This window comes from Nocardiopsis coralliicola (genome assembly GCF_054779695.1).
In genome coordinates, this window is the sequence record NZ_BAAGXT010000021.1 from 12,367 (window position 1) to 30,458 (window position 18,092).

An 18,092-nucleotide genomic window follows, 5' to 3' on the forward strand; every position below is an offset into this window, starting at 1 on the left:
CGGGGTGCACGGCATGTGCACACCTGGTGAAGCAGGACAAGGCGGGACGCAGCGCAGCAGAGGAGCAGCAGGGGCGCACGGCTCTTCAGCGGCGCACGGGGCGGGTGGAGCGGGGCGCCGCGGCGCGGCCGGACCGGCCGGCCGCCGTGCGGAATCCGCCGGACGGGGCCCGGTTGCGGTCGGGCGGAATGCGGGTGTGCGGCGCACCCGGAGAGGGGGATGGGCCGAGCGGACGCCGGGCCTGTCTGACGCGCGGGGGGGGTGCGGCGCTGCTGGCCGGCCGCCGGGCAGCCGCCGGGTCAGCCGCCGAAGCGGCGGTTGCGGGCTCCGAAGGCGCGGAGCGCGCGCAGGAAGTCGACGCGGCGGAACGCCGGCCAGAACACCTCGCAGAAGTAGAACTCCGAGTGGGCGCTCTGCCAGAGCAGGAAGCCGGAGAGCCGCTGCTCGCCGGAGGTGCGGATGAGCAGGTCGGGGTCTGGCTGGCCGCGGGTGTAGAGGTGCTGGGAGATGTCCTCCATGTCGACCCGCTCGGCCAGCTCGGCCATCGGGGTGCCCTTCGCCGCCTCCGCGCTGAGCAGCGACCGGACGGCGTCGGCGATCTCGCGGCGGCCGCCGTAGCCCACGGCGACGTTGACGATGGGGCCGGGGCGGTCGGAGGTGGCGGCCTCCTTCATCACCCGCGCCGTGTCGTCGGGCAGCAGGTCGAGCGCGCCCATCGGGTTGACGTTCCAGCCCTCTTCACGCAGGCGGCGGACCGTGTTCTCGATGATGCGCAGCAGCGGGTCGAGCTCTTCGCGGGCGCGGGTGAGGTTGTCGGTGGACAGCAGCCACAGCGTGACGACCTGCACACCGCGCTCGCTGCACCAGCCCAGCAGCTCGAAGATCTTGTCGGCGCCGGCCTGGTGGCCGCGGTTGACGTCGCCCAGCCCGCTGATCCTGGCCCAGCGGCGGTTGCCGTCCAGGATGACCCCGACGTGCTTGGGGGTGTCGTCATCGCCGAGCTTGCGTTCCAGCCGCCGCTCGTAGAGCCAGTAGAGGGGATCGCGCAGCCCCATCGGACGTCACCTTTCGCCGCGTCGGAGGTGTCGGCTGGCCGCGGCACCGCGCTGGCGGCGGCCCTGCGCCGACCCGCCCTCCCCGCCGCGCGGGGCGCACGGGCCGGCCGGCGCAAGGAGGGTCGTTGCCTCCCAGAGTAGAGCGGATCAGGTGCTCACGTGACGGCCAGCGAGCGGCGGACGTGCTTGCGGCCCTCGTGGATCCGGGATTTCACCGTGCCCAGCGCGATGTCGAGCTCGCCGGCGATCTCGTTGTAGTCCATCTGGCACAGGTCGCGCAGCACGAGCGGGGCGACCAGGTTGGGGCGGTCCCGCTCCAGCTGGTCGAGCGCCTCCAGCAGGTCGATCCGCGATCCGGCGATGACGCTGGTGGTGCGGGGGTCGCGCTGGTGCGGGATGCGGTCGGCCTCGGTCGGCATCTCGTTGGAGCGCCGCTTCATCGAGCGGTAGGTCTGCCGGGCGGAGTTGGAGACGACGGTGTAGAGCCAGGTGGTGAAGAGGGACTCGCCCTTGAAGCTGCCGATCTTGCGCGCGACGCGGAGCAGCGCGTCCTGGCACGCCTCCTCGGCGTCCTGCCGGTAGGGCAGGAAGCGGGCGCAGCGGCGCAGCACTTCGGGCTGGATCCGGCGGAGGAGGTCTTCGAGCGCCGCCTCGTCGCCGTCCCGGGCGCGCCGGGCCAGGTCCTCCAGAACATCGTCGACCTTTGCCGCAGTCCGCCGCGGACCGGGCACCTTGTCGTTGTCTGACACGGCTGATAGCTCCTTGATGTCGCGAGAGGCGGCCACGGTCCCGTGCCGTGCCCTCCCTGCCGTCGTCCTCATACCAGTGTCACGCGCAGCCCCTCGTGCAAGGTTCACATCGCATTCTGACGCTTAGGTGCCCCGGCCCGCTCCGGCCGAAGCCGGTCGGCTCTTTCGCGTTTCGCCCGAAGCAGCACCGGCAAGGGGGTTGGTTGTGGCACAACCGGACAACTTCGGGCGGTACCGCGTCGTCCGCCGCCTGGGATCCGGCTCGTTCGCGACCGTGTGGCTGGCCCACGACGACCTGCTCGACGCCCCCGTCGCGGTGAAAGTACTCGCGGAGAACTGGTCGCACCAGCTGGACGTCCAGGAGCGCTTCCTGGAGGAGGCGCGCATCCTCCGCCGCACCGACTCCGCATGGCTGGTGCGGGTGCACGACCTCGACGTGCTGCCCGACGACCGCCCGTTCATGGTCATGACCTACGCCGACCAGGGGTCGGTCGCCGACGCGGTCGCCGACGGGCCGCTCCCCCTCGCCGAGGCGCTGCGGCTGCTGACGGAGATCGGCCAGGGCGTGACGGTACTGCACCGGCACGGCACGATCCACCGGGACATCAAGCCGTCCAACGTACTGCTGCAGTCGTCGCCGGTGGGGCAGCGGGTGCTCGTCGCCGACCTGGGCTTCGCCAAGAGCATCGAGCACGCCTCGGGGTTCACCGCGGCGGCCGGCACGCCCGGCTACATGGCGCCGGAGCAGGCGGCGTCCGGCGGCGACATCGATGTGCGCGCCGACGTGTACGCGCTCGGCGCGGTCGCCTACGAGCTGGTCACCGGCAAGCGGCCGCCGGGAGCACCGGTGCGGGTGCCGCCGCGGCGGCTGCGGCCGGGGCTGCCGCGGGCGCTGGACGAGCTGATCATGTCGGCACTGGCCGAGGACCGGACGGCCCGACCCGGCAGCGCGAAGGAGTTCACCGACCGGGTGCGCGCGATCCGGATGGAGCCGGATATCCCGGCGGGGGTGCCGTGGCTGCTGCGGCTCCGCAGGACGGGGCTGCGCGCGGGGGCGACGGCGCTGGCGGCGCTGGCGGCGGTGGTGCTGCTGGCGCTGGTGCCGGGCTCGGAGGGGCGGCCGATGCCGTCGGAGTCCGAAGTGGTGGACGCGACCGACGCGCTCAGTGTGCCGGTGCCGCGGGCCTGGGCGCGCCAGGTGCAGACCAACGGCTGGTCGCCGCGGGAGCTGGGGCTGGTCGGCGGACACGAGGCGGGCCTGCTCGCGGCCACCAACGTCGACCGGTGGCGCGACCCCGCGGCTCCGGCGGCGGCGGGCGTGTTCGCGGGGCTGCTCGGCCGGTCGGGGGCGGGGCCGCGGCTCGCCGAGATCATCGACGGTGCGCCGTGTGCCGGCGCGCCCGAGCGGAGGCACTACAGCGACGCCTACTGGGGCGGCGAAGTCTGGCAGTGGGACACCTGCCCGGGAAGCTCCGCCTTCGCCGCGGCGGCCGTGCGGCCGCACGCCGGCGGCACCACCGTCTATCTGGAGATCCGCTCCCCCTGGCCGCGTCCCGACCTGGTCGACCGGGTGATCTCCGGAACCCGCCTGCAGACGCCCTGACCGGCAGGGAGGGCTGCGCCGGGGCCGGCCGGCGCGGTCGGCTGTGCCGGGCGCAGGCCGTGCGGCGCGGCAGCGGCGGGGAGCGGTTCAGCCGGCGTGGCGGGAGAGGTCCATGGAGCGGACGATGCGCTCGTAGTCGGCTGCGGCGGCCTTCTCGCCGACGACCGCGCCGAGCTCCAGGTCGGCCTCTGGGACGTACCAGATGCGGACGGTGAAGGGCACGCTGCCGGAACAGTCCAGCCGCCACGAAGCGGTAGCCACGCGCTCGCCGCTGACCAGTTCGAACCCGTCGTGCGCCCGGTGCTCCACCAGTTCCGGGGCTGGGCCGCCGGCCACCGCGCCGGGGCAGTCGACCCACGGCCGCAACCAGCCGTCCGGGCGGCTGAGCGCCGCGCCGTCCGGGTCGATGGCGCCCTCCTCTGCGGCCGACGTGGCGATGCGCAGCGCGGTCGGCGGGCAGGCGCCGTCGGGGTCGGGCGGCGGCGGGTCCTCGTGCCCGCCCTTCGGCGGCGGGGCAAGGCAGCCGTCGGAACCGACCGGCTCCCAGCCCTGGGGCAGCACCACGTTCACGTCGTTGACGGTGTGCAGCACCTCTCCGTCGCGCAGCGGGAAGGAGTCATCGGCGGACGCCGCCGGGTGAGCGGGGCCGGGAGGCAGTTCGACGGCGGGGGTGCATCCCGCGGCGAGGCCCGCCGCCAGCAGGCCGGCGGCCCGCAGGGCGCACCTGAGCACGGGGGCGGCGCCCGGCACTGCCATTGCACCCCTCCTCTCCGCGGCTCCGCGATCCCGTGCTGCAGTGCCCGCCGCACGGGTGCCCTGCCGCGCCGCCGGCGGTGCGGGGACCCTGCTCCGGCACGGCGGCATCGGGCGGAACGGCCGACCCTACTGAACCGTGGCAGCGGTTCCCAGCGGCCCTGCGTGCCGTAGTCCCCCTGCTCCTGCCCGGCCGGCCCGGACCGCACCGCTCACCGCGCGTCCGGGTGCGGTCACGGTGCCGCGGAACCTCCCGCGTCCCCGGCGCCTCCCGCGCCTCCGCCGCCGCGGGGGCCGGCGTCGCCGGCGCGCAGCTGCGCGCGCAGCTCGGCGGGGGTGGTGGCGGGCAGGCTGCAGGCGAAGCTGCGGCAGACGTAGACGCCGGGCCGCCCACCGGGCAGCGGCCGGTCGGCCAGCAGTGGGATGCCGGAGCCAGCGGCCTGCGCGGGGGTGCCGTCGCCGACCGCCACGGCGGTGCCGAACGGGGCGGTGCGCAATACCTCGGCGTGCAGCCGGGCGGTTGCGGGGTCGGCCGGCGGGCCGACGACGGCCGCCTCCAGCGGGCCGGACAGCAGCGTCTCGGCCACCGCCAGCCCCCAGCCGGCGAAGCGCGGCGCCCGGTGGGCGAGCACTCCGAACGGCTCCAGCGCGCGCTCTGCGGCGGCGCGGTACCGGGCGTCGCCGGTGAGCCCGGCGTAGGTGAGCAGCGCGCCCGCGGCGGCGGAGCGGCCGGAGGGGACGGCGTTGTCGGTGGGGTCCTGGGGGCGGTTGAAGAGCTGCTCGGCGTCGTCGGCGGTGTCGTAGAAGACGGCGGTTCCGGGGGTCCCGTCGCCCTCTTCGGCGAAGTGGTCGAGCACGGTGCCGAGCAGCCGCCCGGCCAGGTGCACCCAGCGGTCCTCGCCGGTCACCGCGGCCAGCGCCAGGAAGCCTTCGGCGGTGTCGCCGTAGTCCTCCAAGACGCCGTCGGCCGGGCCGGCCTCGCCGTTGCGGGAGGCGCGGCGGATGCGCCCGCCGTCGATGTGGACCCGCTCCAGGAGCTCGGCGGCGGTACGCGCCCGATCGACGAGGTCGGGGCGGTCCAGGAGGGCTCCGGTTTCGGCGAGGCCGGCGATGGCGAGGCCGTTCCAGGCGGCGACCACCTTGTCGTCGCGCTCCGGCGGGACGCGGCGGGCGCGCGCCTCCAGCAGCGTGGCGCGCACCCGCTCGAAGCGAGCGGCGGCGGGCGTGTCGGGATCGAGGCCGGGGTGGGCGTCCAACCGCAGGACGGAGGCGCCGTGCTCGAAGGTGCCCTCAGCGGTGACGCCGAACAGCTCGGCCGCCCAGGCGCCGTCGTCGGCGCCGAGGACTTCGGTCAGCTGGTCGGGCGTCCACACGTAGTAGCGGCCCTCTTCGCCCTCGCTGTCGGCATCCAGCGCCGAGGCGAACCCGCCCTCGGGCGTGCCCAGTCCGGAGACCAGCCAGTCGGCCGTGCCGAGGGCGGTGCGGCGGGCGAGTTCGTCGCCGGTCTCGCGGTGCAGCCTCGTGTAGGCGCGCAGCAGGAGCGCGTTGTCGTACAGCATCTTCTCGAAGTGCGGCACGGTCCACGCCGCGTCGACAGAGTAGCGGGCGAAGCCACCGCCGAGCTGGTCGTGGATGCCGCCCTGGGCCATGGCGTGCGCGGTGCCGCGGGCCATGTCGAGCGCGTCCGGGGATCCGGTCCTGCGGTGGTGGGCCAGCAGGAAGGAGAGCAGCATGGACGGGGGGAACTTGGGCGCGCCGCCGTACCCTCCGTTCGCGGCGTCGTAGTCCCGGGCCAGCGACTCGACGGCGGCGGCGCACTCCGCAGCGCCGGGCACCCGCGCCCCGCTGATGGTGCGCGGCCCCGCGAGGGCCTCGACGACGCGAGCGCCCTGGTCGGTGATGCCGGCCCGGTCGGTGCGCCAGGCCCGCTCGACGGCCTCCAGCACCCGGTGGAACTGGACCGTCGGGAAGTAGGTCCCGCAGTAGAAGGGGGCGCCGTCGGGCGTGAGGAACGCCGTCATCGGCCAACCGCCCTGGCCCGTCATGGCCTGCAGCGCCTCCATGTAGACGGCGTCGACATCGGGCCGCTCCTCGCGGTCGACCTTGACGTTGACGAACGACGCGTTCATCCGCTCCGCGGTCGCCGGGTCCTCGAACGACTCGTGCGCCATCACATGGCACCAGTGGCACGCCGCGTATCCGACGCTCAGCAGGACGGGCACATCCCGCCGCCGCGCTTCCGCAAACGCCGCCTCCCCCCACGGCCACCACTCGACCGGGTTGTCAGCGTGCTGCAGGAGATAGGGCGACTGGGAGCGAGCCAGGCGGTTCATAGGGGCATCGTCGCAGAGTCTCCCGCAGCCCCCAAGCCCGGCCGGGCCGGGCCGCGCCCCTCCGGCCGGGAGCACTCTCCGAGCGATGCATCGTGCTGCAGCAGAGTGGTGCAGCGGCCCCCGCCGGCCAGCGACCGCGCACCGCTGCCGGGAGCGGCCGGCACGCGCAGCGGAGTTTCGCCGGCGGCCCACCGGTGAGCCCCGCTGCGCGCTGACGAACAGGCCCTAACGGCCCCTCACGCGTGCGTGCGGCGGGCGGGCTTCATCTCCAGGGGGACTGCCAGCCGGTTAAGGCCGTTGATCACGGAGCCCTGGAGGACGAGGTGTCCGCGCTCGGACTCGTCGGGAAAGTGCTTGCCCACCCGCTTCCACAGGTCCTCGTCCACGCGGACATCGCGGGTGACCGCCTCCGCGTAGGCGAGCGCGGTCCGCTCCCGTTCGGTGAACAGCTCGGACTCCTCCCACACCGGCAGCTGGTCCAGCCGGTCCTGGCGCTCACCCAGCCGACGCGCCTCCCTGGTGTGCTGGTCCACGCAGAACACGCAGCCGTTGAGCTGCGAGATCCGGAGCTTCACCAGCTCGCGCACTGCCGTGTCCAAGGGCCCCTTGTCGATCGCCGCCTGCGCCTGTCGAAGGAACTTGTAGGGCTCGGGAGCCGCAGCGCCCAGATCCATGCGTGCCATCGCTTCTCCTCGGCCGGTTGCCTGCTGCTGGGCGCAGTGCATGTCCGCACGACGCCGCGTTCTCGCCAGGGAGACGGCACACCCCCTACGAATGTGACGGGCGGCCGGCCGGATTCTCTGCCGATCTCTGCAGGGCCTCACAGGTGCGCGAGTTTGGAAGGAGCCAGCTGGCGCCTATACGCGGCGATCCGCCCGTTGCGCACGCGCACGGTGTCGACGGAGTGGACCGAACCGTCCGCGCGGCGCGTCAGCAGCGCTGCTTCGCCACCGACCTCGACCAGCTCCACCCGGCTCGCCCGCTGCGGTCCGGCCATGCGGAGCAGCACTTCTGCCACGCGCCGGCCCCCGACGATCGGCTTGCGGGCCGCGAACACCTCGCCGCCGCCATCGGTGACATAGACCGCGTCCGGATCGAGAAGCCGGACCAGCCCTTCCAGGTCACCGGTTTCATAGGCGGCGCGGAAGGTGCGCACCACCCGCTCGCACTCGGTGCGCGACGCCGCGGGGCCCGCTCTGTCCGTACCGCCGGCCTCGGCGACCCTGCGGCGGGCACGGGAGGCGAGCTGGCGGGCGGCAGCCGGGGTCCGGTCCAGCACCTCGGCGATGCGGGCCGCTGGGAGGCCGAACACATCCCGCAGCACGAAGGCGACGCGCTCCGGCGGGCTCAGTTCCTCCATCACCAGCAGCATGGCCGAGCCGACCGACTCGTCCACGAGCACCTGTTGTGCGGCATCCGGGCCGGTCATCAACGGCTCCGGCAACCAGGGACCGACGTAGTCCTCGCGGCGCACCCGCGCCGACCGCAGAATGTCGTAGGCCCGCCGCGCGGCGACCGTCACCAGCCATGCCCGCGGATCCTGCACCCCGTCCATCCGGCCGCCGGTGGTGCGCAGCCACACGTCCTGGACCACGTCCTCGGCGTCCGCCACGCTGCCCAGCAGCCGGTAAGCAACGCCGAAGACGGCTGCGCGGTGCCCCTCCCACTCCGCGCCCGGCATTCCCTCCACGGCCACCGCACCAGCTTTCTGACCACGCGCCCCGGTCCACCGCGCCCCACTCTGCCGCAGCTGAGCACGCAGGCCCCGCGCGACACCGCGCAGACCGCTCCCCCGGCGGGGCGGAGTGGAAGCTGCGCGGGCGAAAACGCCGATTGTTTCGCAGCCATCGTCGGCAGTGCAGCACAATAGGCTGGCCGGAAGCGCCGGAGGTAGCCCAGTGCCGGAGCTGACGGACATCCTCGAAGGAGGAACGCCATGAGCGCAGGAATGGCCACCCCCGAGTGGATGCACACGCAGATCAGCGCCGAGCAGTACGACTCATGGTCTGCGGATCAGTGCGCCGGTATCGAGGTTGTGGACGGAATGGTTGTCGTGAGCCCGAGCGCGTCCAAGCGGCACAACCGGCTGGCTCGAATCCTGGCCAATGCCCTGGAGGCCGCGGCAGGCCCGGAGTGGAATGCCGACACGGATTTCGACGTCCGCCTGCAGGATGTGCCGCTCACCAACCGGCGCCCCGACGTCATTGTCTACCGGGCGGACACCATCGACCACGCCCCCACGCGGCCAGAGCATGTGCTGCTCGTTGCCGAGGTGGTGTCGCCGGGGTCCGAGACCACCGACCGCGTGGTCAAGGTCGACCAATACGCGAAGGCCGGTATCCCCTTCTATTGGCGCGTGGAGCAGGCTGCCACCGGCCTGCCGATCGTCTACACCTATGTCCTCGATCCGGCCAGCCGCAGCTACCGCGACGGGGAGGTCTTCACCGGAGCGGTGAAGGCCGCGGCGCCGTTCGCCGTCACGGTCGACCTCGGGGCGGTTTGAGGAATCCCGCCGTCGCCGGCGTGGTCACTCACCGCTGCGTTCGGTGGAGTGGGCCGGCTTGGCGGCGGATTCGAGTGCGGTGGCCAGGGCGGCGGCGGGATCGGCCGGGGCTGAGGCGGTGCGCCAGGCGATGTAGCCGTCGGGGCGGACGAGCACGGCGCCGTCGGGCTTGATGCCGTAGGCGGTTGGGAATGCGCCCGGGTCGGTCGGTGCGGCGTCACCGCCGATACGGACGAAGCTGATCGGGGCAAGCCGTCCGGCAGCGGTGGCCGCGTCGCGCCAGCGGTCGTCCTCGGAGAGGAGTGTCCACCCCGGACCGAACAGATCCAGCGTTGAGCACTCCGCCCCCTCGACGGCGACCCAGAGGTGGGGCGCGCGGGTACCGGGCTGGCCACCCCACTGCTCGGGCAATTGGGCGGGCGGCAGGGACGCGTCTGCGCCGAGGACCGACGATGAGCGGTAGAGCTGCCCGAGCTCGATGGCGGCGTCATCGAGGACCGGCACGTCCGACTTGGGCGCCGCCAGGTACGCCTTGAAGTCGGCGCGGGCGAACAGCTGGTCGTGGCGCAGGTCGGCGATCGGGCGCCGCTCCGCGTCGTAGGTCTCCAGCAGCTCCGGCGCACTGCGCCCGGCGATGACCGCGTCGAGCTTCCAGGCGAGGTTGTGGACGTCGTCGATACCCGTGTTCGCGCCGAAGCCGCCGCGGTTCGGCGGGAGCTGGTGGGCGGCATCGCCGGCGAGGAGGACCCGGCCCGAGGAGAAGCGGTCGGCGATCAAGCCGGCCAGCTCCCAGCGCCCGGTGGCGATCAGGTCGATCGGGATATCGCTCCGCCCGACCGCCTGCTGGACCGCGCGGATCTGCCCGGCCTCGTCGAGGTCGACGTCGTCGGAGAGCATCAGCACCCACCGGCCGTCGGAATAGGTGGTCAGGAAGGCGGTGAAGTCCGGCTGCTCGATCTCGAATTGCACCACGCCGTGCTGCAGGTACTCGTCGAGGGGGGCTCTGAACAGGATGCTGCGCTGGACGGACAGCCGGCCCTGCCCGTGGCGGCCGATGCCCAGCTCCTCGCGCACCGGGCTCTCCGCGCCGTCCGCAGCCACCAGGTAGTCGGCCCGCAGCCGGTACTCGCGGCCGTCGTCGCGGCGCCGCAGGGCGGCGGTCACACCGCCGGCATCCTGCCTGAAACCGACCAGTTCAGTCCCCAGCCGCAGTTGGGCGCCGAGTTCCTGAGCGCGGTCGCGCAGGAGGGGTTCGAGCCGATCCTGGGTGATGGCGACGGCATTGACCGGCGATGCGTCGGCGCCGTAGGAGCCCCGGCTGCCGGGCGACCAGGGGTACTCCTCGAGCCAGCGTCCGGCCAAGCTCTCCACCCGGGCGCGCCGCGGGGGCTTCATCCCCTGCTGCGACGGGGGAACCTCGACCCCGACCTGGCGGAAGTGCTCCATAGTGCGCGTGGTGAACCCGATGGCCCGCGGGTGCGGCGAGCTGCCGTGGTGCTTGTCGACCACGACCACCGGTGTCCCCTGCCACGCCAGGAACACCGCGGCCGACAGGCCGACGAGACTGCCTCCGACGACCAGTACCGGCGCCGATTCATCGGCCCCCGGCTGCTTGTCCGTCATTCCGATCACCCTCCCTGGTGTGCTGCGGGAACCTCCCGCACTCCACAAAAACACAACCGAGACAAAAAAGCAATCGAGTTAACTATTTTAACCAGTAAGCATCCTCTGCTAGGATGCCGCCATGAGCACCGCCACCCCCGGGCGCCGCGAGCGCAAGAACGCCGCAACCCGCCGCGCCCTGGCCCAGGCCGCGCTGCAGCTGTTCCTGGAGCACGGCTACGACCAGGTGACGGTCAGAGATGTCGCCGAAGCCGTCGACATCTCCACGCCAACGGTGTTCAAGCACGTCCCCGACGGCAAGCAGGCGCTGATCTTCGACGACGGCACCGAGCGCAGGGAGAGCCTCCTCGCCGCCGTGCACGACCGGCCAAAGGGCCAGACGGTGATGGCCGCCCTGCGCGCCTTCTTCGCCGGCCGCGGGCCGTTCGCCGCCGACGCCGGCCCCGAGCACCGCCGGACCACCGAACTGATCATGGCGACCCCCGCGCTGCGCGATTACACCCGCACGCTGTGGATCCGGTGCGAGGCCCCGCTCGCCGCGGCCATCGCCGCCGAGATCGGCGGCGACCCGAGCGGCGTCACCGCCCGCGCCGCGGCTCGCTACGTCCTCGAAATCCCGCAGCTCGTCGCCGATGAGCCCGCGCCTCGCGCCGCCCTGGACACGGTCTTCGACCTCCTCGAGCACGGTCTGCCGCGCGGCCGGGGGTGAGCGGCCGCGGATTGCGGCAGATGGGCGCGGTGTCCGTGGACGACGCCGAGGACAAGAATGTTGGTCATGTATGATCGTTTGTACATGATGATTGTCTTTGGGGGGCGCTCATGTCGGTTACCCAGATCAACCTCGACGACGATGCCCTGCAGCGCGCCATGGCTCTGTCCCGGGCCAGAACGAAGCGCGAAGCGGTCAACATCGCCCTCCGCTTCTACGCTGAGCAGCAGGAGCGAGCGGCACGCATTGGCCGGCACTTCGAGCGTGCACAGGATTGGGGCGCCCTCGATGACGCCGAGCGCCTTCACCAAGCAGAGAAGCACGAGCGGTGATGTATCTCCTCGACACCTCTGGCCTGGTGCGGCTGCTTCGCGAGCCCAAGCTGCAGGCGGCCTGGTATGACGCGCTCGAAGTCGGCGCCATCTCCTCCTGCTACCCGCAGCGCACGGAATTCCTCTACAGCGCCCGGAGCAGCCGGGAGTTCAACGAGGTCTCGGAGATGTTCCACGATCTCTACCCCGACGTGTCAGTACCCAAGAGCGCTGGCCGCTGGGTCAGCGCTGTCCAGTACCGAATGGCTCTCGCCGGCGAGCACCGCAGCGCCTCGGCCGTCGACCTGATCATCGCCGCCACCGCGGCCCACCATGGCCTTACGGTGCTCCACGACGATGCCGACTACCGCACCGTCGCCCGCCACGCCGCTGACCTCAGCGAGCAGAACATCCATGACACCGCGTGAAGCATGGCCAGCACTCGCGGAATGTCCGGTCAGCGGACCACGTCGAAGACGTTCTTCTGGATGCCGTTCGCATAGGTCTCGTGCTCGACGAGGGCGAGGCGCTGGGCGTCCTTGTCGGTGTCACTGAACAGGCGCTTGCCGGCGCCGAGGAGGAGCGGGAAGACCAGCAGGTGGTAGCGGTCGATGAGGCCGGCGTCGGCGAGACCGCGGTTGAGTGCGGCGCTGCCGTGCACGATGATCGGGCCGCCGTCGGTCTGCTTGAGCGCGGCGACACCGTCGAGCGAGCGCAGCAGCGTCGTGGGGCCCCAGCCGTCGACCAGGTCGTCCTCGCCGAGGCGGGTGGAGACCACGTACTTGGGCAGCTCCCGATACCGGGCGAACTCCTCCATTGACGGCCACACCGGGCTGAACGCCTCGTAGCTGGTGCGGCCGAGCAGCATGGCACCGGCTTCGCGCTGCTCGCGGTCCTTGATCTCGTACACCTCGGGCAGGACGTCGAAGCCCTTCACCGTCCACCCGGAGTTCCGGTAGCCGGGCTCTCCGCCCGGCGCCTCCATAACCCCGTCCACGGACACGAACGCCGTGCTGATCAGTGTGCGCATGGCTTCTCCTCTCTCGTCAGGCCGCCGGCGCGGCCGCCTCGCGTATCTGACCGGGCGGCAGCGCAGGACTCATCGATCGAGTGCAGACTGCCACGCCGCGCCGACAGCGGCGGCCCGCCTCAGCGCCGTCCGCGAGCGCCCGGCGGCCCGCACGGCCTGCCTCACCGCCTCCGACTGCCGCGCGGAGGCGGGTCTCCCGCGGCGCCCGCGCCGGTGCCGGGCTCCGGTGCGGCGCCGGACCGCTCCTCCCGTTCGGTGCGCACGGCGAGGGCCACTGCTGCCATCACGGTCAGCAGCACGGCCAGCCCGCCCCAGATCATCGGCTCGGTCACCAGCAGCTCGCCGGCGTCCGCGCCCCGGGCCCGGCCCCCGTCCAGCCCCGACACCGTGACGAACAGCAGGGCCAGCACCCCCAGAGCGGCCAGCAGGCGGCCCGACCCGCGGAACAGCGCGCTCGGCCGGGCTCCCCGGCCAAGGTCCGTGCGCGCGAGGTGCTCCGCGGTGCGCAGCGGCGCCAGCAGCCGGGCCAGGAGCAGCAGCGCCACCGGCAGCTGGGTCGCCCAGACCGCGGTGCGGAACCATCCCTCGAACCAGACGTTCGTCCCGTAGAGCAGGGTGTGCCAGACGCTCAGCACATACACCGCGATGACGAACCGGTGCAGGACGCGCCACAGGCGCGTGCCGGTCCAGGAGCGCAGGTAGAAGGAGAGCCCCAGCGGGATCGCGAGGTAGAACGCGATCAGACCGAGCAGGATTGCGGTCTGGCCGGTGCCGGTGGCATAGCCGCCCGGGACGAAGGTGTCCACCGCGGCACTGGCGGCGTTCGCCGCGGGCGCGAGCCCGTCCTCGTTCGCGCGGACCAGCTCCGCGAAGAAGGCGGCGATGTGCCCGAACATCAGGGCGATGGCGGTGATGCCGGTGACCCGGTGCCAGACCTCCAGGCGGGCGTGCGAGACCGGCACCACCCGCAGCGGACGCATGGCCCGGGCCAGCCCCAGCAGCACGCTGACCCAGGACCAGAGCAGCGCCGACCAGCCGAACGCCTGGCACAGCCAGTAGAGCCAGTACCCCGGCGCGTCCGCGAGGTGCGGCATGACCTCCAGCGTCGGCGACGCCCCCGACGCCACATTGCGGTAGAGCAGGGCGAAGAACACCCCGGTGACGAGGAGCCCGGCAGTGGTGTCGGCGGCCAGGCGGCGCAGGTCGCCGCGGAGCGTGCGGCGGTCGAGACGCGGCGCGTGCGGCCTGGACCGGGCCGGGTCCTGCGGGGGCGTCGGGGTCATGGGGCCTCCTCCGCTCCGGAGCGGTGCAGGGGCGCGGCCGCGGGTTCAGGGGGGTACGGCCGCCTCCGGATCGCCCCGAAGCGTAGCCAGGCCGCCCCGCCGCGCACAGTGTGCCTCCGCGTTGTTGCGCAGTGCACTCCACAAGCAGAGGTTCCCCAACGCAGCGCGCGGCGCGCACCGGTGGCTCCGGTGCGCGCCGCGCTATCGGCCTCCGTTTTCGGGACGCCGGAGGCGTCCGGTCAGGCTCCGCCCGCCAGGATGCGGTCCGGGCGGATCGGCAGGTGGCGCTGGCGGACACCGGTGGCGTGCCAGACCGCGTTGGCGATCGCGGCCGCGGCTCCGACGATGCCGACCTCCCCGATGCCCTTGATCCCGACCGGGTCATCGGGGTCGATGTCCTCGACCCAATCGACCTCCAGGCGGGGCACGTCGGCGTTGGCCGCCACGTGGTAGCCGGCGAGGTCGGGGCTGTAGTAGCCGCCGGAGGCGTGATCGCGCACCGACTCCTCGTGCAGGGCCATCGAGATGCCCCAGACGAGGCCGCCGGCAAGCTGGTTGCGGGCGGTGAGCGGGTTGACGATCGTCCCGGCGGCGAACATGCCGAGCATGCGCCGCACCCGGACCTCACCGGTGGCCGGGTCGACGGCCACCTCGGCGAACTGGGCGCCGAAGGAGTGGCGCTCGGTGTCGGACAGCCGGCCCAGCGCCTCGGTGGTGTCGCTGCGCACGGTGATGCCCTCCGGCGGGATGTCGCCCCCCAGGTCGAGGTGCTGGCGCAGCTCGCGCGCCGCAACGCCCACCGACCACGCCCAGGTGCGGGTGCCCATCGAGCCGCCGGCGAGCCCGGCCGGCCCGAGCTCGCTGTCGCCGAGCCGTACGCGCACCTGCTCGGGGGCGGCCCCGAGCGCGTCGGCCGCGACGAGCGCGATCGCGGTCCGGGCGCCGGTACCGATGTCGGCGGCGTTGACCCGCACCGTGAACGTCCCGTCGGCCTCGGCGGTGGCCGCAGCTGTGGAGGGCAGCGCCCCCGCGTGGAACGACGCCGCCGCCACCCCGGTTCCCAACAGCAGGCCGCCCTCGCGGCGCAGTCCGGGCCGGGGGTCGCGCTCGGCCCAGCCGAAGCGGCGCGCCCCCTCGCGCAGGCACGCGGGCAGGTTGCGGGTGGCGAAGGGCTTGCCGGACCCGGGGGCGGTCTCCGGCTCGTTGCGCAGCCGCAGCTCGATCGGGTCGATCCCGGTGCGCTCGGCCAGTTCATCCATCGCGCACTCCAGGCCGAACGACCCGGGCGCCTCGCCCGGGGCGCGCATCGCCGTGGGGCTGGGGATGTCGCGCGCGACGGTGCCGTGGCCGGTGCGGTGCGCCGGCGCGTCGTACATCGTCTGCGCCGGCGCCGCCGCCGGCTCCACCCAGGTGTAGCCGGTCGCCGTCGGGTTCACCGAGTAGTGCTCCAGCAGGCGCAGGCGCCCGTCGGCATCGGCCCCGAGCCGGACCTGCTGGGAGGTCGGCGCGCGGTGCCCGCCGAGGCTGAACGTCTGGCTGCGGGTCTGGACCACGCGGACGGGCCGCCCGATCCGAGAGGCGGCCATCGCCGCCGCCACCTGGTGGGCGCGGCACAGCTTGCTGCCGAAGCCGCCGCCCACGTGCTCGGAGCGCACCCGGACGGCCGAGGGGTCCAGCGCGAACAGGTTGGCCAGCTCACCGGCGACCATCAGGGTCCCCTGGTTGGAATCGACCATCTCCAGGCGGTCGCCGTCCCACCGCGCGGTCGCGGCGTGCGGCTCCATCGGATGGTGGTGCTCCTCCGGCGTGGAGTAGCGCTCGTCGACGAGGACGGCCGACGCCGCCCGTTCGGCCCCGGGATCGCCCTTGCCTTCGGCCGAACCGCCCCCGGCGGCCTCGGGACCGGCCTCGGAGCCTGCGCGGGCGAACACGGTGTCGTGCGGCTCCCGCTCGTAGGTGACCGACAGCGCCTCGGCCGCCTCCCGCGCCTGTTCGGAGGTCTCGGCCACGACCAGCGCCACCGGCCAGCCCCGGTGCGGCACGCGGTCGTTCTGGAAGACGGCGGTGGTCGGGTCGGGCGCGCCCAGCATGGTGGTGTAGCCGGTCTCCAGCCGCCGGGCGTTTCCGTGGTGCAGGACGTCGATCACCCCGGGCATGGCCAGCACGGCCTCCGTGCCGATGCCGGTGATGCGGCCGCGCGCGATGTCGGACACGGCGAGCCAGCCGTGCGCGAGCTCGTCGAACGGGATCTCGGCGGAGTAGCGGGCCGCGCCGGTGACCTTGTCGTAGCCCTCCAGCCGGGTGTGGGCGGTGCCGACCGCGTCCGCGCGGGTCCGGTCGGGCTGAATCGGGGAGGTCGTGGTCATTCGGTGTCCCCTCCGGTCGTGCCGGCGTCAGCGGGGGCCTCTGCGAGTTCGGACAGCAGGGCCACCGTGAGGTTGCGCATCAGCGTGGTCTTCCAGGCGTTGTGCGGCAGCGGGCGGGCGGCCGCGAGTTCGGCGTCGGCGGCCGCGGCGAACGCCTCGGCGCCGACGGGCGCACCCCGCAGGGCCTCCTCGGCGGCGCGGGCGCGCCACGGGCGCGACGCCACTGCGCCGTAGGCGATCCGCACGTCGGCGACGGTGCCGCCGCGCACCTCCAGCGCGCCGGCGATGGAGCCGATCGCGAAGGCGTAGGAGGCGCGCTCGCGCACCTTGCGGTAGCGGGAGTACGCGGCCACCGGAGCCGGAGGCAGCGTGACGCCGGTGATCAGCGCCCCGTCCGGCAGGGCGGTCTCGACGTGCGGGGTGTCCCCCACCGGCGGGTAGAGGTCGGCGTAGGCGATCGAGCCGGGCCCGTCGGCGGTGGCGTAGGTGACGGTCGCGTCGAAGGCGGCCAGCGCCACGCCCATGTCCGAGGGGTGGACCGCGACGCAGTGGTCGCTGGCACCGAGGATGGCGTGATTGTGGTGCTCCCCCTCGATTGCGGGGCAGCCGCTGCCGGGCTCCCGCTTGTTGCAGGGGCTGCTGGTGTCGGTGAAGTAGCCGCAGCGGACGCGCTGCAGCAGGTTGCCGCCGACCGTGGCCATGTTCCGGAGCTGCCCGGAGGCGCCGGCCAGCACCGCTTGGGCGAGCGCCGGGTAGCGGCGGCGGACCTCGGGGTGGGCGGCCAGGTCGCTGTTGGTGACCGTGGCACCGATCGAGAGCCCGCCCGCGGGGGTGGCCTCGATGCGGTCGAGCGGCAGTCCGCGGACGTCGACGAGGCGGTCGGGACGCTCGACCCCGGCCTTCATCAGGTCGACGAGGTTGGTGCCGCCGCCGAGGTAGCGGGCGGCCGGGTCGGCGTCGAGCAGCGCGACAGCGCGGTCCACGTCTCCGGCCCGCTCGTAGGAGAACTCCTTCATGCCACGGTCTCCTCGGACTCGGCGGTGGCGGACTGCCCGGCGGCACGGGCGACGGCGTCGACGATGGACACGTAGGCGCCGCAGCGGCACAGGTTGCCGCTCATGCGCTCGCGGATCTCCGCGGCGTCCAGCGGCGGGGGGCCTGCCTCGGGGCGCACGTCGGCGGTTGCGGCGCTGGGCCAGCCCTCGGCGTGCTCCTCCAGCACGGCGACGGCCGAGCAGATCTGCCCGGGCGTGCAGTACCCGCACTGGAAGCCGTCGAGGTCGAGGAACGCCTGCTGGACGGGGTGGAGCCCGCCGTCCGAGGCGAGCCCTTCCACCGTGGTGACCTCGCGGCCCTCTGCGGCCACGGCGAACTGGAGGCAGGCCAGCGTCCGCCGGCCGTCGACCAGGACGGTACAGGCGCCGCACTGGCCCTGGTCGCAGCCCTTCTTGGTGCCGGTCAGGTCGAGGCGCTCCCGCAGTGCGTCGAGCAGGGTGGTGCGGTTGTCGACGGGAAGCGTGTGCTTCTCGCCGTTGACGTGCAGTGTGGCCTCTCTGGATTCCGGGGAGGAGGATCCGGTGTGCAAATGCGGCCTCTTTCGCGGATTGTGGTGCGCGGTTCCTTGACACGGAGCCGGTGCGTGCGGCGGGGCACCGGCGGGACAGGGTGGTCGGTGGTGCTTTCGGCTCGCTGCGGGAGGCACTCTGCGCGGCCGGCCCGGGATCCGGTCCGGCGCACGGCGTCCGGTCCGGCGGACAATACGCCGAGGGGGGCG

The 18,092-nt window shown here is 73.4% G+C and carries 17 protein-coding genes; 5 read left to right on the forward strand and 12 right to left on the reverse strand.

The genetic code is table 11. The features are described 5' to 3' along the window. Nucleotides 1–299: 299 nt before the first annotated feature. Nucleotides 300–1,055 (reverse strand): isoprenyl transferase, encoded by a 756-nt coding sequence (locus ACYVGT_RS15875; RefSeq protein ID WP_460858915.1) that lies wholly within the window; start codon nt 1,053–1,055, stop codon nt 300–302. A 155-nt stretch (nt 1,056–1,210) separates the two neighbouring features. Further along, on the reverse strand, nt 1,211–1,804 hold the full coding sequence (locus tag ACYVGT_RS15880) for an RNA polymerase sigma factor (protein ID WP_460858917.1): 594 nt from the start codon (nt 1,802–1,804) through the stop codon (nt 1,211–1,213). A gap of 205 nt (nt 1,805–2,009) precedes the next feature. On the opposite strand from ACYVGT_RS15880, the gene ACYVGT_RS15885 reads away from it, so the two are divergent. Next, entirely contained in the window at nt 2,010–3,407 is a 1,398-nt protein-coding gene (locus ACYVGT_RS15885; protein ID WP_460858919.1) for a serine/threonine-protein kinase, read from the forward strand. 87 nt (nt 3,408–3,494) lie between these two features. On the opposite strand, the gene ACYVGT_RS15890 is transcribed toward ACYVGT_RS15885, so the two are convergent. From ACYVGT_RS15890 to sigJ, 4 genes are all read right to left on the reverse strand, one after another. Continuing rightward, nucleotides 3,495–4,163 (reverse strand): hypothetical protein, encoded by a 669-nt coding sequence (locus ACYVGT_RS15890; RefSeq protein WP_460858921.1) that lies wholly within the window; start codon nt 4,161–4,163, stop codon nt 3,495–3,497. Between the two features lie 230 nt (nt 4,164–4,393). Further along, on the reverse strand, nt 4,394–6,493 hold the full coding sequence (locus ACYVGT_RS15895; protein WP_460858924.1) for a thioredoxin domain-containing protein: 2,100 nt from the start codon (nt 6,491–6,493) through the stop codon (nt 4,394–4,396). Nucleotides 6,494–6,729: 236 nt separating this feature from the next. Beyond that, a complete protein-coding gene (locus tag ACYVGT_RS15900) occupies nt 6,730–7,176 on the reverse strand; it encodes a carboxymuconolactone decarboxylase family protein (protein ID WP_460858927.1) in 447 nt (148 codons plus the stop codon). 137 nt (nt 7,177–7,313) lie between these two features. Beyond that, nucleotides 7,314–8,189, reverse strand: coding sequence for an RNA polymerase sigma factor SigJ (sigJ, locus tag ACYVGT_RS15905; protein ID WP_460858928.1), 876 nt, complete (start codon nt 8,187–8,189; stop codon nt 7,314–7,316). Nucleotides 8,190–8,429: 240 nt separating this feature from the next. Here sigJ and ACYVGT_RS15910 point away from each other — a divergent pair, with 240 nt between their 5' ends. Further along, a complete protein-coding gene (locus tag ACYVGT_RS15910) occupies nt 8,430–8,996 on the forward strand; it encodes a Uma2 family endonuclease (protein WP_460858932.1) in 567 nt (188 codons plus the stop codon). A gap of 24 nt (nt 8,997–9,020) precedes the next feature. Here the strand turns inward: ACYVGT_RS15910 and ACYVGT_RS15915 are convergent, their stop codons facing one another. After that, nucleotides 9,021–10,619, reverse strand: a complete 1,599-nt coding sequence (locus tag ACYVGT_RS15915) for an FAD-dependent oxidoreductase (protein WP_460858934.1) — start codon at nt 10,617–10,619, stop codon at nt 9,021–9,023. Between the two features lie 121 nt (nt 10,620–10,740). Between ACYVGT_RS15915 and ACYVGT_RS15920 the strand changes: the two genes are divergently transcribed. From ACYVGT_RS15920 to ACYVGT_RS15930, 3 genes are all read left to right on the forward strand, one after another. After that, nucleotides 10,741–11,328 (forward strand): TetR/AcrR family transcriptional regulator, encoded by a 588-nt coding sequence (locus ACYVGT_RS15920; RefSeq protein WP_460858936.1) that lies wholly within the window; start codon nt 10,741–10,743, stop codon nt 11,326–11,328. Nucleotides 11,329–11,438: 110 nt separating this feature from the next. Beyond that, nucleotides 11,439–11,660, forward strand: a complete 222-nt coding sequence (locus ACYVGT_RS15925; protein WP_460858938.1) for a type II toxin-antitoxin system VapB family antitoxin — start codon at nt 11,439–11,441, stop codon at nt 11,658–11,660. Further along, on the forward strand, nt 11,660–12,067 hold the full coding sequence (locus tag ACYVGT_RS15930; RefSeq protein ID WP_460858940.1) for a PIN domain-containing protein: 408 nt from the start codon (nt 11,660–11,662) through the stop codon (nt 12,065–12,067). The genes ACYVGT_RS15925 and ACYVGT_RS15930 overlap by 1 nt, the downstream gene beginning before the upstream one ends. A 29-nt stretch (nt 12,068–12,096) precedes the next feature. Here ACYVGT_RS15930 and ACYVGT_RS15935 read toward each other — a convergent pair whose 3' ends face one another. From ACYVGT_RS15935 to ACYVGT_RS15955, 5 genes are all read right to left on the reverse strand, one after another. Continuing rightward, on the reverse strand, nt 12,097–12,669 hold the full coding sequence (locus ACYVGT_RS15935; protein WP_460858941.1) for a dihydrofolate reductase family protein: 573 nt from the start codon (nt 12,667–12,669) through the stop codon (nt 12,097–12,099). A 161-nt stretch (nt 12,670–12,830) separates the two neighbouring features. Beyond that, a complete protein-coding gene (locus tag ACYVGT_RS15940) occupies nt 12,831–13,952 on the reverse strand; it encodes a ferric reductase-like transmembrane domain-containing protein (RefSeq protein WP_460858943.1) in 1,122 nt (373 codons plus the stop codon). A gap of 239 nt (nt 13,953–14,191) precedes the next feature. Then, nucleotides 14,192–16,318, reverse strand: coding sequence for a xanthine dehydrogenase family protein molybdopterin-binding subunit (locus tag ACYVGT_RS15945; RefSeq protein ID WP_460858946.1), 2,127 nt, complete (start codon nt 16,316–16,318; stop codon nt 14,192–14,194). Next, nucleotides 16,315–17,334 carry an FAD binding domain-containing protein gene (locus tag ACYVGT_RS15950; protein ID WP_460858948.1) on the reverse strand — a complete coding sequence of 340 codons (1,020 nt, stop codon included), beginning with the start codon at nt 17,332–17,334 and terminating at the stop codon, nt 16,315–16,317. Before ACYVGT_RS15950 ends, ACYVGT_RS15945 begins: the two co-directional genes overlap by 4 nt. Further along, nucleotides 17,331–17,903, reverse strand: a complete 573-nt coding sequence (locus ACYVGT_RS15955; protein ID WP_460858951.1) for a (2Fe-2S)-binding protein — start codon at nt 17,901–17,903, stop codon at nt 17,331–17,333. The genes ACYVGT_RS15950 and ACYVGT_RS15955 overlap by 4 nt, the downstream gene beginning before the upstream one ends. Nucleotides 17,904–18,092: the final 189 nt, after the last annotated feature.

Excerpts from the sequence above, each read along its gene's own strand:
- ACYVGT_RS15875 (WP_460858915.1), bottom strand. The coding sequence starts at position 1,055 with ATGGGGCTGCGCGATCCCCTCTACTGGCTCTACGAGCGGCGGCTGGAA.
- ACYVGT_RS15890 (WP_460858921.1), bottom strand. The coding sequence starts at position 4,163 with ATGGCAGTGCCGGGCGCCGCCCCCGTGCTCAGGTGCGCCCTGCGGGCC.
- ACYVGT_RS15895 (WP_460858924.1), bottom strand. The coding sequence starts at position 6,493 with ATGAACCGCCTGGCTCGCTCCCAGTCGCCCTATCTCCTGCAGCACGCT.
- ACYVGT_RS15900 (WP_460858927.1), bottom strand. The coding sequence starts at position 7,176 with ATGGCACGCATGGATCTGGGCGCTGCGGCTCCCGAGCCCTACAAGTTC.
- ACYVGT_RS15910 (WP_460858932.1), top strand. The coding sequence starts at position 8,430 with ATGAGCGCAGGAATGGCCACCCCCGAGTGGATGCACACGCAGATCAGC.
- ACYVGT_RS15915 (WP_460858934.1), bottom strand. The coding sequence starts at position 10,619 with ATGACGGACAAGCAGCCGGGGGCCGATGAATCGGCGCCGGTACTGGTC.
- ACYVGT_RS15920 (WP_460858936.1), top strand. The coding sequence starts at position 10,741 with ATGAGCACCGCCACCCCCGGGCGCCGCGAGCGCAAGAACGCCGCAACC.
- ACYVGT_RS15925 (WP_460858938.1), top strand. The coding sequence starts at position 11,439 with ATGTCGGTTACCCAGATCAACCTCGACGACGATGCCCTGCAGCGCGCC.
- ACYVGT_RS15930 (WP_460858940.1), top strand. The coding sequence starts at position 11,660 with ATGTATCTCCTCGACACCTCTGGCCTGGTGCGGCTGCTTCGCGAGCCC.
- ACYVGT_RS15935 (WP_460858941.1), bottom strand. The coding sequence starts at position 12,669 with ATGCGCACACTGATCAGCACGGCGTTCGTGTCCGTGGACGGGGTTATG.
- ACYVGT_RS15940 (WP_460858943.1), bottom strand. The coding sequence starts at position 13,952 with ATGACCCCGACGCCCCCGCAGGACCCGGCCCGGTCCAGGCCGCACGCG.
- ACYVGT_RS15945 (WP_460858946.1), bottom strand. The coding sequence starts at position 16,318 with ATGACCACGACCTCCCCGATTCAGCCCGACCGGACCCGCGCGGACGCG.
- ACYVGT_RS15950 (WP_460858948.1), bottom strand. The coding sequence starts at position 17,334 with ATGAAGGAGTTCTCCTACGAGCGGGCCGGAGACGTGGACCGCGCTGTC.